At 61.0% G+C, this 14878-nt stretch carries 12 protein-coding genes; 6 read left to right on the forward strand and 6 right to left on the reverse strand.

Annotation, left to right across the window (positions count from 1 at the left end; all coding sequences use genetic code 11):
- Positions 1–314 precede the first annotated feature (314 nt).
- The gene (acnB, locus tag AB4P90_RS13450; RefSeq protein WP_003190828.1) at positions 315–2924 is read right to left on the reverse strand and encodes a bifunctional aconitate hydratase 2/2-methylisocitrate dehydratase; all 2610 of its coding nucleotides are present in this window, start codon (positions 2922–2924) and stop codon (positions 315–317) included.
- 395 nt (positions 2925–3319) lie between these two features.
- Here acnB and AB4P90_RS13455 point away from each other — a divergent pair, with 395 nt between their 5' ends.
- A complete protein-coding gene (locus AB4P90_RS13455; RefSeq protein WP_003190830.1) occupies positions 3320–3787 on the forward strand; it encodes a DUF1289 domain-containing protein in 468 nt (155 codons plus the stop codon).
- 134 nt (positions 3788–3921) lie between these two features.
- Here the strand turns inward: AB4P90_RS13455 and AB4P90_RS13460 are convergent, their stop codons facing one another.
- Positions 3922–4785, reverse strand: a complete 864-nt coding sequence (locus AB4P90_RS13460; protein ID WP_395605978.1) for a universal stress protein — start codon at positions 4783–4785, stop codon at positions 3922–3924.
- Positions 4786–4934: 149 nt separating this feature from the next.
- Here AB4P90_RS13460 and AB4P90_RS13465 point away from each other — a divergent pair, with 149 nt between their 5' ends.
- Positions 4935–5537: a tRNA-(ms[2]io[6]A)-hydroxylase gene (locus AB4P90_RS13465; RefSeq protein ID WP_014718337.1), complete on the forward strand. Its 603-nt coding sequence runs from the start codon at positions 4935–4937 to the stop codon at positions 5535–5537.
- Here the strand turns inward: AB4P90_RS13465 and AB4P90_RS13470 are convergent.
- Positions 5493–6692 carry an MFS transporter gene (locus tag AB4P90_RS13470; protein ID WP_395605979.1) on the reverse strand — a complete coding sequence of 400 codons (1200 nt, stop codon included), beginning with the start codon at positions 6690–6692 and terminating at the stop codon, positions 5493–5495. The two genes, AB4P90_RS13465 and AB4P90_RS13470, sit on opposite strands and share 45 nt — an antisense overlap.
- A gap of 157 nt (positions 6693–6849) precedes the next feature.
- On the opposite strand from AB4P90_RS13470, the gene AB4P90_RS13475 reads away from it, so the two are divergent.
- Both AB4P90_RS13475 and AB4P90_RS13480 read left to right on the forward strand, forming a co-directional pair.
- Positions 6850–7557, forward strand: a complete 708-nt coding sequence (locus AB4P90_RS13475; protein WP_014718339.1) for a response regulator — start codon at positions 6850–6852, stop codon at positions 7555–7557.
- Complete coding sequence (locus AB4P90_RS13480) at positions 7558–8835, forward strand: ATP-binding protein (protein WP_014718340.1); 1278 nt, start codon at positions 7558–7560, stop codon at positions 8833–8835.
- 137 nt (positions 8836–8972) lie between these two features.
- On the opposite strand, the gene AB4P90_RS13485 is transcribed toward AB4P90_RS13480, so the two are convergent.
- From AB4P90_RS13485 to AB4P90_RS13495, 3 genes are all read right to left on the reverse strand, one after another.
- The gene (locus AB4P90_RS13485) at positions 8973–9764 is read right to left on the reverse strand and encodes a MipA/OmpV family protein (RefSeq protein ID WP_032902151.1); all 792 of its coding nucleotides are present in this window, start codon (positions 9762–9764) and stop codon (positions 8973–8975) included.
- Positions 9765–9780: 16 nt separating this feature from the next.
- A complete protein-coding gene (locus AB4P90_RS13490) occupies positions 9781–11604 on the reverse strand; it encodes a serine hydrolase domain-containing protein (RefSeq protein ID WP_395605980.1) in 1824 nt (607 codons plus the stop codon).
- A gap of 116 nt (positions 11605–11720) precedes the next feature.
- Entirely contained in the window at positions 11721–12620 is a 900-nt protein-coding gene (locus tag AB4P90_RS13495; RefSeq protein WP_014718343.1) for a LysR family transcriptional regulator, read from the reverse strand.
- Positions 12621–12864: 244 nt separating this feature from the next.
- Between AB4P90_RS13495 and AB4P90_RS13500 the strand changes: the two genes are divergently transcribed.
- On the forward strand, positions 12865–13683 hold the full coding sequence (locus AB4P90_RS13500) for a MaoC family dehydratase N-terminal domain-containing protein (RefSeq protein ID WP_395605981.1): 819 nt from the start codon (positions 12865–12867) through the stop codon (positions 13681–13683).
- 28 nt (positions 13684–13711) lie between these two features.
- Positions 13712–14875: an acyl-CoA dehydrogenase family protein gene (locus AB4P90_RS13505; RefSeq protein ID WP_038450022.1), complete on the forward strand. Its 1164-nt coding sequence runs from the start codon at positions 13712–13714 to the stop codon at positions 14873–14875.
- Positions 14876–14878: the final 3 nt, after the last annotated feature.

Consider the following 14878-nt stretch of genomic DNA (forward strand, 5'->3'; position numbering starts at 1 on the left):
GGCTTGGGTGTCGAGGGCAGGGTTTGTTTTTTTTATTAAGGGGTACGGCTTACAGCGCGAAGTACATCCAGAGCTGGTGGGTTCCGTGATACAGGCGTCAGGGTGTAGAGAGTTTTAGCCTTCAAGGCGTAGAGGGACAACTACCTGATCTGGTAGGTCGTCGTGCAAAGGTTGTCGGCGGCCAGTACTTTTCAGTCTGATACAACTCTTTAAGGGGGAGCGGGAGCCTGGATTGACATCCGTTACCCTTTTGGCGCACGCAAAAAAACGCCGCGTACCTTGCGATACGCGGCGCCTTTCACATCAACACACCGTTAGGCTTGAATCACCGGGATGTTGGCGCTTGCTGCGATCTTGCGGAACTCAGCGATCTGGTCGAAGTTCAGGTAGCGGTAGACGTCACTGGCCATGGTGTCCAGTTTCGCTGCGTAGCCCATGTACTCTTCGACGGTTGGCAGGCGACCCAGAGTGGAGGCGACTGCCGCCAGCTCAGCCGATGCCAGGTAGACGTTTGCACCATCACCCAGGCGGTTCGGGAAGTTACGGGTCGAGGTCGACACGACGGTGGAGTTCGGCTCAACGCGTGCCTGGTTACCCATGCACAGCGAGCAGCCTGGCATTTCCATACGTGCGCCAGCCTTGCCGTAGATGCCGTAGTAGCCTTCTTCGGTCAGTTGGTGCGCGTCCATCTTGGTCGGCGGCGACAGCCACAGACGGGTAGGCAGCTGGCCCTTGACCTGCTCCAGCAGCTTACCGGCAGCGCGGAAGTGGCCGATGTTGGTCATGCACGAACCGATGAACACTTCGTCGATCTTCTCGCCAGCGACGCTGGACAGCAGACGGGCGTCGTCCGGGTCGTTTGGCGCGCAGAGGATCGGCTCGTTGATTTCCGACAGATCGATTTCGATGATTTCGGCGTATTCGGCGTCGGCATCGGCTTCCATCAACTCCGGGTTGGCAACCCAGGCTTCCATCGCTTGGGCGCGACGTTCCAGGGTGCGTGCATCGCCGTAGCCTTCGCCGATCATCCAGCGCAGCAGGGTGATGTTGGAGTTCAGGTACTCGGTGACGGACTCTTTGGACAGCTTGATGGTGCAACCGGCAGCCGAACGTTCAGCCGAGGCGTCGGACAGCTCGAAAGCCTGTTCCAGCGTCAGGTCGTTCAGGCCTTCGATTTCCAGGATGCGGCCAGAGAAGGCGTTCTTCTTGCCTTTCTTCTCTACGGTCAGCAGGCCAGCCTGGATCGCGTAGTAAGGAATGGCATGCACCAGGTCACGCAGGGTGATGCCAGGTTTCATCTTGCCTTTGAAGCGGACCAGAATCGATTCCGGCATGTCCAGCGGCATTACGCCGGTGGCGGCGGCAAACGCGACCAGGCCAGAACCGGCTGGGAACGAGATGCCCATCGGGAAACGGGTGTGGGAGTCACCACCGGTACCGACGGTGTCCGGCAGCAGCATGCGGTTCAGCCAACTGTGGATGATGCCGTCGCCTGGACGCAGCGATACACCGCCACGGGTCATGATGAAGTCAGGCAGGGTGTGGTGGGTGGTCACGTCGATCGGCTTGGGGTAAGCCGCGGTGTGGCAGAAGGACTGCATCACCAGGTCGGTCGAGAAGCCCAGGCACGCCAGGTCTTTGAGTTCATCACGGGTCATTGGGCCGGTGGTGTCCTGGGACCCCACGGTGGTCATCTTCGGCTCGCAGTAGGTGCCTGGACGAACGCCTTTGCCTTCTGGCAGGCCACAGGCCTTGCCGACCATTTTCTGCGCCAGGGTGAAGCCCTTGCCGGTGTCGACAGGCGCTTCAGGCAGCTTGAACAGGTCGGTCGGGCCAAGGCCCAGCTCAGCGCGTGCCTTGTCGGTCAGGCCACGGCCGATGATCAGCGGGATACGGCCGCCGGCGCGAACTTCGTCCAACAGCACCGGGGTCTTCATTTCGAAGGTGGTCAGGACTTCGTCGGTGCCGTGCTTGCAGACTTTGCCAGCATGCGGGTACAGGTCGATCACGTCGCCCATGTTCATGTTGGTAACGTCGAATTCGATTGGCAGTGCGCCAGCATCTTCCATGGTGTTGTAGAAGATCGGAGCGATCTTGCTGCCGAAGCAGAAACCGCCAGCACGCTTGTTCGGCACGTAAGGCACGTCGTCACCGAAGAACCACAATACCGAGTTGGTTGCCGATTTACGCGACGAACCGGTACCGACCACGTCACCGACGTAGGCGATCGGGAAGCCTTGGCCGCGCATCTCTTCGATCTGCTTCATCGGGCCGGTCTTGCCTTGCTCGTCCGGCACGATGCCTTCACGCGCCATTTTCAGCATGGCCAGGGCGTGCAGCGGGATGTCAGGACGGGACCAGGCATCAGGCGCAGGCGACAGGTCGTCGGTGTTGGTTTCGCCGGTGACCTTGAAGACGCGCAGGCTGATCTTGTCGGCCAGGGTAGGGCGGTTGCGGAACCACTCGCCGTCAGCCCAGGACTGGATCACGCCTTTGGCGTGCTCGTTGCCGTTGCGGGCTTTTTCGGCGACGTCGTGGAACGCATCGAACATCAGCAGGGTGTGCTTGAGTTGGGCGGCCGCGACGGGCGCCAGTTCGGCGTCGTCCAGCAGCTCGACCAACGTCACGATGTTGTAGCCGCCTTGCATGGTGCCGAGCAGTTCAACAGCGCGTTTCTTGTCGATCAGGGGGGAAGTGGCTTCGCCCTTGGCCAGGGCAGACAGGAAACCGGCCTTGACGTAAGCGGCTTCGTCAACGCCTGGTGGAATGCGGTTGGTGATCAGGTCAACGAGGAATTCTTCTTCGCCAGCCGGAGGATTTTTCAGCAGCTCGACCAGGCCTGCGGTTTGTTCGGCGTTAAGCGGCTGGGGAACGATACCCAGTGCGGCACGCTCTTCGATATGTTTGCGGTAGGCTTCAAGCACAGTTATTACCCTCATCAGTGGTCCCACGGGACGCTCATCCAGAAATGAACGGCACGCATGCGCTCGGGGGCTTTTTGGGCCGCAAAGCCAGCGCTGCCGCCATTTCTTACAGAAGCTGCTTTCAAAGTTTTACGCCTGCAGAACGGAGCTGATGAGGGTTGGCGCGGGCTCTGACCTACCGGGTCGAACCTGCGCCAACACCGTTCTGAAGGAACGACTGTGCTCGTGACGCTTTGAAAACAGCTTCCAGCGGATTATTGGCGCCTTACAAGGCCGGGTGATTCTACGGCAAAAAAAATCTAAAGGTAAGTTGCCTACTCAAGTTTGCTGGGTGATCAACCTTAGACAAAGGGCTAACATGGCGCACTGTTTCGCTGATTTGCGTGTTGCTGCCCATGCCCAACCAAACCATCAAGACCCCCTGCGTCGGCCTGTGCTCTACGGTCTACGGCGATCTCGTGTGCCGTGGATGCAAGCGCTTTCACCATGAAGTGATCCAGTGGAACGGCTATAACGAAGAAGAAAAGCGTGCGGTCTGGCTCAGGCTTGAGCAGCTGTTGGTGCAGGTCATGGCCGGCAAAGTGGAGGTTTTCGACCCCAAGACACTGCGCGGGCAGTTGGAGCAACGCAAGATTCGCTTTGTGCCACACCAGTCCGAGTATTGTTGGGCCTACCAGTTGATCGCCCGTGGGGCCCGGGTGATCAATAACCTGGAGGCGTACGGCATGGTGCTGTTGCCGGAGTTTCGCGACTGGGCGCTGCCTGAACTGCGCGATGCCATTGATCGCGAGTTCTTTATCTTGTCCGAGGCGCATTACCAGCGCTATATCGCGCCTGGGTTCTTGAAAGATGCGCTGGGTTAATTGACTGGCGAGGTCAATGTGGGAGCTGGCTTGCCTGCGATAGCGGTGTATCAGGAGCAAATGCGCCAGCTGACCCACCGCAATCGCAGGCAAGCCAGCTCCCACATTTGATCCACTTTGCCTGAAGGTCGGTGTCAGGGCTTGGTCGCCAGCTCTTGCAGATGGTCCATGAGTGTCTGCGGTTTAAGCACCAGCACATCGCTTTGCACCGCATCCAGCACCACCTCCGCCGTATTGCCGATCAACGCGCCGGAAATCCCCGTGCGTGCCACCGTGCCGATAATGGTCACCGCCGCCTGCAAGCGATGGGCAATATGGGGGATCAGCACATCGGCGGGGCCTTCCTCGATATGCAGCTGCCTGTCGTCCACGTCGAACTCGGCCTGGAAGGCCTTGCATTGCTCGCGATAGCGCGCCTCGATGGTTTCCTTGAGCTGAAAGGTCGGGTCTGCCGCCGACAGCATGGGCGAGGGGTGAGCACTGATCACATGCAACTGCGCTTTGGCGAGGCTGGCGATATCAAAGCCATGGTCGATGATCGAATTATGCAGCGAGCGGTGTTCGCCGTCGGCGTTGCCCACATCGATGGCCGCCAGGATCACGCCGCCTGCCCAAGGGGTGGCGGTCTTGACCAGCAACACCGGCGTCGGGCAATAGCGCAGCAACTTCCAGTCCGCCGGGGTCAGCAGGGCTTTTTTCAGTGGGTTGTCGGGGAAGTGCTGTTTGATCACCAGGCCACAGCCTTCGGCTTGCTGCACATCGATGATGGTTTCATGCAGGCTGTCGTTCCAGGCCTGCTCGGTGGTGACGCTGTAGCCGTCTTCTTTCAAGCCTTCCTTGAGCAGGCTCAGCAGCGCCGAATGCTCGTGCTTCTTGTCACAGACCAGCAAGTGCAGGTGCGCGTCGGTCACTTTGGCAATCAGCTTGGCACGCTTGAGGGCCAGGCTTTCCGAATGCTCGGGTTCGATGACCACCAGGATGCTGCGGATGGCTTGCATGGTCGGGATCTCCAAAAGGGCGGGCGTTGGATAACTATAGTTGCTGGCCGGCAGCCGTCATGTTGATACACATCAAGGCCGGTGGCTGGTGGTCTGCGACGGGGTCGGTATAATCGGCGCCCTTTTGTGATCCTTTGCCCGTGAGCCCGATGAACCTGCCCGAAATCCATGAATTCCTCGGCTGCCGCACCCCCGATGCCTGGGTCCAGGCCGCGTTGGCCGATCAGGAAACCCTGCTGATCGACCACAAGAACTGCGAATTCAAAGCCGCCAGCACCGCCTTGAGCCTGATGGCCAAGTACTACGGCCACGTTGACCTGATCAACATGATGTCGCGCCTAGCCCGCGAAGAGTTGGTGCACCACGAGCAGGTCATGCGCCTGATGAAAAAGCGCAAGGTCGAACTGCGTCAACTGCACGCCGGCCGTTATGCCTCGGGTTTGCGCAAGGTGGTGCGCAGCCATGAGCCGGTCAAGCTGGTAGACACCCTGGTGGTGGGCGCCTTTATCGAAGCGCGCAGTTGCGAGCGTTTCGAAGCGCTGGTGCCGCATTTGGACGAAGAACTCGGCAAGTTCTACTTCGGCTTGCTCAAAAGCGAGGCGCGGCACTTCCAGGGTTACTTGAAGCTGGCTTACCAGTACGGCGACGCCAAGGACATCGCCCAGGTGATCGACCGGGTGCGAGCCACCGAGCAGGACCTGATCGAATCACCCGACGTCGAGTTCCGCTTTCACAGTGGCGTGCCAGCCTGAGGCCACGGCCACACCGATCAAGGCGGTGATCCCCGCCAGCAGCAGGATCACCGTTGGCGTGCCAAAGGGTGCTGCCAGCACGGCAATCATCAAGCCCGCCAAGGGCTGGGCCAGGTTGTTGAGCAAGGTCATCACACCGACTGTCTTGCCGAAGTCCTGCACCGGAATCACCCGTTGTCGGGTGCTGCGCAGGTACACGTTGAACATCTTGTCAAAGCCGGTCAGCAGCAGGAACCCCACCGCGTAGGCCCACACGCCGGGGCTGAGCGCTGTGATCAGCGCGCCGACGGTGATCATCGAGTACGACAACCCGCCCAGTACCTTCAGCTTCAGTGATGAATGCGCCAGGTAGAACAGAATCGCGATGGTCACCAGCGCCCCGGCGGCTTGCAGCAGGGCATAGGTGTCTTTGCCCGCTGCGTAGTGGCCGGTGACCATGGCAGCCGAGGTGGCCAGCGTCACGCCGACTATCAGGTTCACGCCGACCGCCAGGACGATGATGCGTTTCAACTCCACCCGGTTGAGGATGTGGCCAAAAGCGGTGCGCAGGGGTTGCAGCCAGTTACCCGGCTGTTGTTCATGGATGTGCAGGTCCACCGTGGTGTGGCGCTGCCAGATCAGCATCGCCAGGTCCGCCAGCACAAACAGCACGGCGACCCCCAGCACCACCCAAGGCCACGCCCAGACTTCCAGCATCAGCGCCGCCACCAATGGCCCGAGCACCAGCCCGCTCTGGTCGGCGATCTGCGAATAGGACAAGGTCTTGGCGTAGGTGTAATGCTCGAAGATATGCGGCATCACCACTTCCCGCGCCATGATGCCCTGGGTGGTCAACACGCCGCATACCGCGGACAGCATGACCAGCCAATGGATACCGTCGAACAGCCCATACAGCGCCATCGCCACCACGCAGGCCACGGCCCGATACACCTGGCTGATATGCAGGATACGCACCGGTGAAAACCTGTCGCACAATGCCCCGCACACCGGAAAAGCCAGGTAGCGCGGCAGTGACTCGACAAAAAACGCCAGCCCCGCCCACGACACGCTTTGAGTGGTCTGGAATACGATCAGGGGCACGATAAACAGCAAAACCTGGTCGGCCAGCCGTGAAAGGAACAGCGAAATGAAGAACGCCAGGTAATCCTTGCGCATAGAACTCCCTGTCAATGGCGTTAAAAAGTGCAGGCTATTTGTTAAAAACTCTTAAAAGCATGAAGCTTCGTCGCTGTGGACTGGTCAGCCACATCTGTCGGCCAGCTTGCCACCTATAATGGCCCCATTTCAATCCGCGCATCCACACTGAGAACTTATGGAAAACCTGGGTCTGGGCAAGGTCTTGCTCGTTGAGGACGATGAAAAGCTGGCAGGGCTGGTCTCGCATTTTCTGTCGCAGCATGGTTTCGAGGTACGGGTGGTGTACCGGGGTGATGAAGCCTTGGCGGCGTTCCTGGATTTCAAGCCGAAGATCGTCGTGCTCGATCTGATGCTGCCGGGTCAGAGCGGGCTGCATGTCTGCCGCGAGATTCGCAACGTGTCGGACACGCCCATCGTGATCCTCACCGCCAAGGAAGATGACCTGGACCATATCCTTGGCCTTGAGTCCGGTGCTGACGACTACGTGATCAAGCCGATCAAACCGCCGGTGTTGTTGGCGCGCCTGCGTGCGCTGCAGCGCCGTCAAGTGCCCGAGCCCACCGTGCGCGGTGCCCTGGAATTTGGCCGCTTGTCGATTGATCGCAGTTGCCGGGTGGTCCGCCTGGGCGGCGAGACCATTGACCTCACCACCATGGAATTCGAGTTGCTGTGGTTGCTGGCCAGCAGCGCGGGCAAGATTCTCTCTCGCGACGACATCCTCAACCGCATGCGCGGCATCGCTTTTGACGGCCTGAACCGCAGCGTAGACGTGTACATCAGCAAACTGCGCGGCAAGCTCAATGACAACCCCCGCGAGCCGGTGTGCATCAAGACCATCTGGGGCAAGGGCTACCTGTTCAATCCGTTCGCGTGGGAGGTGTAGATGCTGCGCTTGTATCTGCGCCTCTATCTGATTCTCGCGCTCGGTCTGGCCGGGTCGATCTGGTTGGTCAACTACGGCCTGGACGCCTACATGCCCGAGTCCAACGAAACCTATAACCGTGAAGCCCTGCGCGGCCCGGCCTGGGCCCTGGTGGAGCAACTGCGCCCCGTGCAGGCAGAGGCACGCCAGGCACGCCTGGACGAGCTGCAACCGCATTACGGCTTGCGGCTCAAATTGGTGCAGCGCGACACCCAGGATTTGAGCGAACGGGAACAGAAACTCCTGGCGGCTGACCAGGTGGTGGTGCGCGAAGACTTCATGAAATTTCTCGCGCCTATCGACGACGGCCCGCAACTGCTCGAAATCAGATTGCCGGAAGAACCCAAGTGGTTATACCTGTGGGCCTATGGCTTCCTGGGCGTGAGCCTGGCCATCGTCCTGTATTTCTGGGTGCGTCCACACTGGCGCGACCTGGAGCACATCCGCCTGGCAGCGCAACGTTTCGGTGACAATGACCTGGGCTCGCGCATCTTGCTGCCGAGTCGCTCCACCGTGCGCTCACTGGCCGGGCACTTCAACCAGATGGCCGAGCGCATCGAAGGTTTGATCGCCAACCAGCGCGAACTCACCAACGCGGTCTCCCACGAATTGCGCACGCCGATTGCGCGGCTGTCATTCGAGCTGGACCAGCTCAGGCAGCAGAGTGACCCACGGCAAAGCCGAGCGTTGATCAACGACATGTACGCCGACCTCGGTGAACTGGAAGAAATGGTCTCCGAGCTGTTGACCTATGCCAGCCTTGAGCCAGGCGCTACCCAGGTCACCCGCGAGCAAATCGAGGCCCACAGTTGGCTCGACAGTGTGATCGGCAGCGTGGCCCTGGAGGCCGAAGCAGAAGGGGTGCAGTTGTCGTTGCGCACCTGCGAGGTGGACGTTATCCAGATCGAGCCACGCTTTATGGCGCGGGCCGTGATCAACCTGCTGCGCAACGCGATTCGTTATGCCGATCGTCGCGTGGAAGTGTCGCTGGTCAAGTTTGGCAGCGGTTACGAAGTGCGGGTCAACGACGATGGGCCGGGGGTACCGCTGGAGGGTCGCACCAAGATATTCGAACCCTTCCTGCGCCTTGACGCCAGCCGCGACCGCCGCACAGGCGGATTTGGCCTGGGCCTGGCGCTGGTCAAGCGTGTCAGCCAGTGGCATGGCGGGCAGGTGGAAGTGCAGGATTCGGAGTGGGGCGGGGCGTCGTTTCGAATGACGTGGGCCTATGCAGAGTAAGAGGGCTTGCCCCCATGCCATCCTGTAGGAGCGAGCTTGCTCGCGAAGAACCTCAACGATAACGCGTGTTTTCTGGATAAACGCGGCGCCTGCGAGTTTTTCGCGAGCAAGCTCGCTCCTACAGAGGGCAAGTCAGATCAGAAGGTGTACTGCAGCTCCCCCAACACCGACGCCTGCAGCCGCTGCTCCACAATCGGGCTCTTGCCTGCTTCATTCGCCAGGTATTGCACATCGAGCAAGGTCGAGAACTGCGTGTGCTCGTTGATCGGCACGCTCCATGAGAGGTTCATGCCATTGCTGATATTGCCGGCACTTGCCTTGTATTCCTTGAAGCGGCTGCGGGTGGCCTGGTCGGCAGTCACGCCGTACCAGGTTTGCAGGTAGTTGCGGTCACCGAAGTGGCTGTTGATGGCGGCATCGACGGAGCCGTAGCGGCCTTCATAGAGATGGGTACCCAGGCTCAACTCCAGGTGGGTAAAAGCCTTGCCGGTTTCCTTGTGTTTATCTTCTTCAAGCGCATGTTCCAGGGTGGCGCCGATGATCACACCGCCGAGGTTGTAGGCGGTACTTACCCCCAATTGCGGACGTGACTTGATCTCGCCCATGCCTTTGAGGCGTTTGGAGCCGGCATGCATGCTTTCATTTTTATCCTTGCGCGAATCGCTTGCGCCAACGTATGCGCTGAAGCTCAGGGCATCACCTTCGTAACCCCAGCCCAAGCCCGTATCAGTGTCGAGGAAGACGCCCCAAGGGCTGATGATTTTGCCGCCGAGCACAGGCGCCGTCATACGTTCGTCGCTGCCACTGTAGCGGGGTGCGTTGGCCATGCCGGCCTTGAGGCTGTATTGCCAGTCTTCGGCAAGCGCCGTATCGGCGGCGGCGAGCAGGCACAGTGAGGTCAATGACAGGCACAGGTTTTTTGAGTGCATCAGGGTGTTTTCCTGGTTAGAGGTTCAAGGGTGTGTGGGGTGAATGGGTGCGTTTGAACGAGTAGCCCGAAGCACTCAGGCCGTTGACCTGGCGGCTGACCGTATCGCCCAGGCCGTAGCCGTTGCCGGCCAGCACCGCATGGGCGTTGTCGATGGGCAGCAGGATGTAGTCGGTCAGCGGCTCGCCGTGCAATTGGCCGCGAATCACCAGGAAACCGTCCTCCTGGCGCACGCTGATGCCACTCAATGGCGCGTCGGGTTCATGGCTGCTGAGCACCTGGTAGGTGCCGACCGTGTTGGCCCACGCGGCGGACAAGGGCGGCGGCTCGATGCGCTCGCCGATGGCAATGCGTTGGCCGTGGCTGCGGGCGGTGAGCATTTGGCGGCCTTGTACCGTGAGGACATCCAGCTGCACGCGGCCCAAATCGCCGAGGTCCTTGCGCCAGAACCCCAGTATCTTTTTCTGCGCCCGCAGCCAGCCTTGCTCATCACGCAATAGCTGGAAATCGTAGCCGGCCAGTTCACCGCTCAAACGGGCATGCTCATCTCTGATGCGGAACACGCCCCAGGCGGTCGCGTAGAAGCCGGCCAGGCGCTTGCGATCCACCGCCGCCGGTACGTGGCGCAGCTTGAGGCCGTGGCTGGGGGCCTGGCAGTCGTCGGCGCATACGGGCTTGCCGGTCTGAGCCTGGAGCATCAGGCGCAGACTGTCGGTGGTCAGCGACACCACCATGTCTTCGGCGTTGCTGTCGTTGGCCATGATGACCACGGCCAGTTGCTGATCCGGTAGCAGGGTCAACTGGGCCACGAAGTCGTCGCCGCCACCGCTGTGCTGGTAGGTGCGCACACCGGGGCCGATGGGCTCGTCACCACAGGGCGCCAAGAACCAGCCCAAGCCCATCTGGCAGTCGAAATCCAAGGCGTTGCCGGTGTTTTGCTGGGTAAACATGGCATCGATAGAAGCGCTGCCGAGGATCTGACGGCCCTTGTAGGTGCCCTTGGCAAACAGCATGCGCACGTAGCGGCTGAGGTCTTTGGGGCTGGTCCACAGGCCACCGGCGGCGAGGTCACGCACCTGGGGGTCGGTGCTGGCCTTGCCATCCTCGTAGCCGTGGGCGCGATAGCTCATTTGCGCACCGGTACCCAGGAAACTGGACTGGTTCATTCGCAAGGGTGTGAGCAGGCTGCTTTGTAACTGGGCTTCGAAGCTTTTGCCGCCGCTGCGCTCAATGGCGGCGCCCACCAAGGCATAGCCAAGGTTGGAATACGCCACCTGGGAACCCGGCAGGCTGCTCAGCCACACACCCGACACACGCATCGGCATCTGCCCCATGGCATAGGTGCTGCGCAGGTCGCGCAGGTGCTCGCTGGGCAAGCCGGATTGATGGCTGAGCAAGCGCCGCAAGGTGATCGCTCGATCCGCCTCGGCCTGGTCGCTGTGAAAGCGGGAGCGTACGTAGAACTCACGCAGGGTCTGCTGGATCGGCGCATCCAGCGCCAGGTGTTGCTGCTCCACCAGTTGCAGCGCCGCCGTGGCGGTCAGCAGCTTGGAGATGCCACCGGCGCGAAACGCGGTATTGGGCGTGACCGGCACCCCCAGGTCTTTGTCAGCCAAGCCAAAGCCGCGGGCCCAGATCAGCTCCTGGCCATTGACCAGGGCAATCGACAATCCCGCCACATTGTCCCGCGCCATCTCCTGGGGAATGCGGGTTTGCAGGTAGCGGATGATTGCGCCGTAATCACCTTTTTGAATCGGCGGCGGGGCAGGCGGTTGCGAGTGGCAACCGATACTGCCCAACAGGCAACCCAATAGCGGAATACCGCGCAGTCTGCGAAACATCAAGAGCACCCGAATGATGATTTGGATGCTGGAATGCTAGGGCGGCGGGTGCTGAGAATCTTTGAGTGCTTTGTCGGGAAACTGTCAAAGACTGTTAACGGCCGCTTATAAAAACATCAGGATTTGCCCAGGGGGGCAGGCATCAACGTGGCGATCAGGGCGCGTATGGTCCCCGGCAGCGCTTCCAGCTCGCGTACCAGGATGCTGCGCTCGCGAATCGCCCAGGGCTCGTCCAGTTTCACCGTCACCAGCTGCATGGTGCGGCTGTGACGCAGGGCGGCGGACTCTGGAATGATGCCAATGCCCACGCCGGCCTCGACCATCCGGCAGATCGCCTCGAAGCTCGAGACCTGGATACGCAGCGACAATTGCTTGCCCAGACGCTCGACGTGTTCACGCAGGAAACTCAACAGCGTGCTGCCTTCATGCAGGCCGATATGCTGATACGCCAGGGTCTGCTCGAGGGTGACCGAAGGCAGTTCGGCCAAGGCATGCCCGACGGGCACCATCAGCACCAGTTCATCGGTGCTGAAATGCAACACTTGCAGGCCGGAGGCTTCCACGGGGCCGGCGATGATACCCATGTCACTGGTGCCATCGAGCACCCCGCGCACGATGTCTCGTGACAGGCGTTCCTGCAGGTCGACGGTGACGCCCGGGCGCTGTGACAGAAAGCCTGCCAGGACTTCCGGCAAAAACTCGGTGACCGCCGTGGTGTTGGCGAAGATACGAATATGCCCGGCCGAATCCACGCCGTATTGGGTGAACTCGCTTTTGAGGTAATCCACCTGGCGCATGATCAACCGCGCATGGTGTAACAGGCGCTCGCCTGCCGGAGTGATTTCCACGCCCCGGCTGTCGCGGTACAACAGGCGCGTGTCGAGCTGTCCTTCCAGGGCCTTGATCCGCGCACTGGCGGCAGCCGGCGACAGGAAGGCGCGCTTGGCACCCTGAGTGAGGCTGGGGGATTCGGCGATATGGATAAACAGGCGCAGGTCGGCGAGATCGAAGTGCATGATGGCTCCGGGATGAGCACGGGTTCCTGTGGGAGCTGGCTTGCCTGCGATGGCGGTGTGTCAGTAACGGAAATGCTCACTGACACACCGCCATCGCAGGCAAGCCAGCTCCCACATTGCATCGCGGTGTGGCTGTAAGCGTTCAGCATAACCGAACGCTGGTTTATTGAAATGCAAATTCTCAGAACGGGCTGGCCCTTGCATGATCCACGGCAGACACCCACTGCCTGAGGACCTGCACCCGATGAGCACCACTGATTGGATCGGCCGAAGTGAGACCGCCTACGACCACCTGAGCCATAACCTGCTCAAGCGCATCGCCGCCACATTAGGTGAAGAGGTGCCTGCCGACGGCGATGCTGTGCCTGCGTTGTGGCAATGGTGCTTTTTCCAGGACCCGCTGCCGGAGGTGGCGTTGGGCAGCGACGGCCACCCGGCACGCGGCGGGTTTCTGCCGCCGGCCGATAACCGCAATCGCATGTGGGCCGGTGGGCGTCTTGAATTTCTGCACCCACTGCGGGCTGGCGAGGCGGCTACGCGCGTGTCGACCATCACCCAGGTCGAAGAAAAGACCGGGCGCACCGGCTCACTGCTATTTGTCACCGTGCGTCATGACTACTCCCAGGAAGGGCGCCTGGCCATCCGCGAGGAGCAGGACATCGTCTACCGCGAACCCACGCCACCCAAGCCTGGCAGCGGCGACGCGCTGGTCCGGGGCGAATGGACAGAGGCCGTCGAGCCGACGCCGACCCTGTTGTTCCGCTACAGCGCCGTCACGTTCAACGGCCACCGCGTCCACTACGACTACCCCTATGTCACCGGCACCGAAGGCTATGCCGGCCTGGTGGTGCATGGCCCGCTGATCGCCACCTTGAACCTGCGTGCGTTCTGCCGAGCGCACCCTGAGGCGACCTTGCGCCGCTTTGCCTATCGCGGCGTGCGCCCACTGATTGCGCCACAGCCTTTTGAGGTCGGCGGGCGCATCACCGCCACCGGCGTCGCAGAACTCTGGGCTGGCGACACTGAAGGCCTGGCGCAGACCGCCCAAGTGCATTTCGAATAACCCGATAACAACAGGCGGAGAGCCGTAAATGAATGCCCATGACAACGAAGAACTCAATGCGATCCGCGACGGCGTGCGCGCCTTGTGCGCCGAGTTCGATGCCGCTTACTGGCGCAAGATCGATGAAGAAAAAGGCTTCCCCGAAGCCTTCGTCAAGGCCCTGACCGATGCTGGCTGGCTGTCGGCAATGATCCCCGAGGAATACGGCGGTTCCGGCCTGGGCCTGGCCGAAGCCTCGGTGATCCTTGAGGAAGTCAACCGCTGCGGCGGCAACTCGGGCACCGTGCACGGCCAGATGTACAACATGTTCACCCTGCTGCGTCATGGCAGCGAGGCGCAAAAACGTTACTACCTGCCCAAGCTGGCCAGCGGTGAATTGCGCTTGCAGTCGATGGCCGTCACCGAACCCACTACCGGCACCGACACCACCAAGATCAAGACCACGGCGATCAAGCGCGGCGACAAGTACGTGATCAACGGCCAGAAAGTCTGGATCTCACGGGTACAGCATTCCGACCTGATGATTCTGCTGGCACGCACCACGCCCTTGGCCGACGTAAAGAAAAAATCCGAAGGCATGTCGATCTTCCTGGTGGACCTGCGCCAGGCCATCGGTAACGGCCTGACCGTGCAGCCCATCGCCAATATGGTCAACCATGAGACCAACGAGCTGTTCTTCGACAACCTGGAGCTGCCCTTGGACAGCCTGATTGGCGAGGAGGGCAAGGGCTTCAAATACATCCTTGATGGCCTGAATGCCGAGCGCACGCTGATTGCCGCCGAGTGCATCGGTGACGGCCGCTGGTTCATCGAAAAGGCCAGCGCCTATGCCCGCGACCGTGTGGTGTTTGGCCGGCCCATCGGGCAGAACCAGGGCGTGCAGTTCCCGATTGCCGAGGCGCATATCGAGATCGAAGCGGCCGACCTGATGCGCTGGCGTGCCTGCGAGGAATACGACAGCGGCAAGAACGCCGGGGCCAGTGCCAACATGGCCAAGTACCTGGCGGCCAAGGCGTCCTGGGAAGCGGCCAATGCCTGCCTGCAAACCCACGGCGGCTTCGGCTTTGCCTGCGAGTACGACGTGGAGCGCAAATTCCGCGAGACCCGCCTGTACCAGGTGGCGCCGATCTCCACCAACCTGATCCTGTCCTACGTGGCCGAGCATTTGCTCGAACTGCCACGCAGCTTCTGAGGG

This window comes from Pseudomonas sp. B16120 (genome assembly GCF_044218845.1).
Classification (GTDB): domain Bacteria; phylum Pseudomonadota; class Gammaproteobacteria; order Pseudomonadales; family Pseudomonadaceae; genus Aquipseudomonas; species Aquipseudomonas paracarnis.

Coding starts and splice junctions, on each gene's coding strand:
- AB4P90_RS13455 (WP_003190830.1), top strand. CDS start 3,320: ATGCCCAACCAAACCATCAAGACCCCCTGCGTCGGCCTGTGCTCTACG.
- AB4P90_RS13480 (WP_014718340.1), top strand. CDS start 7,558: ATGCTGCGCTTGTATCTGCGCCTCTATCTGATTCTCGCGCTCGGTCTG.
- AB4P90_RS13475 (WP_014718339.1), top strand. CDS start 6,850: ATGGAAAACCTGGGTCTGGGCAAGGTCTTGCTCGTTGAGGACGATGAA.
- AB4P90_RS13500 (WP_395605981.1), top strand. CDS start 12,865: ATGAGCACCACTGATTGGATCGGCCGAAGTGAGACCGCCTACGACCAC.
- AB4P90_RS13505 (WP_038450022.1), top strand. CDS start 13,712: ATGAATGCCCATGACAACGAAGAACTCAATGCGATCCGCGACGGCGTG.
- AB4P90_RS13465 (WP_014718337.1), top strand. CDS start 4,935: ATGAACCTGCCCGAAATCCATGAATTCCTCGGCTGCCGCACCCCCGAT.
- AB4P90_RS13485 (WP_032902151.1), bottom strand. CDS start 9,764: ATGCACTCAAAAAACCTGTGCCTGTCATTGACCTCACTGTGCCTGCTC.
- AB4P90_RS13495 (WP_014718343.1), bottom strand. CDS start 12,620: ATGCACTTCGATCTCGCCGACCTGCGCCTGTTTATCCATATCGCCGAA.
- AB4P90_RS13460 (WP_395605978.1), bottom strand. CDS start 4,785: ATGCAAGCCATCCGCAGCATCCTGGTGGTCATCGAACCCGAGCATTCG.
- AB4P90_RS13470 (WP_395605979.1), bottom strand. CDS start 6,692: ATGCGCAAGGATTACCTGGCGTTCTTCATTTCGCTGTTCCTTTCACGG.
- AB4P90_RS13490 (WP_395605980.1), bottom strand. CDS start 11,604: ATGTTTCGCAGACTGCGCGGTATTCCGCTATTGGGTTGCCTGTTGGGC.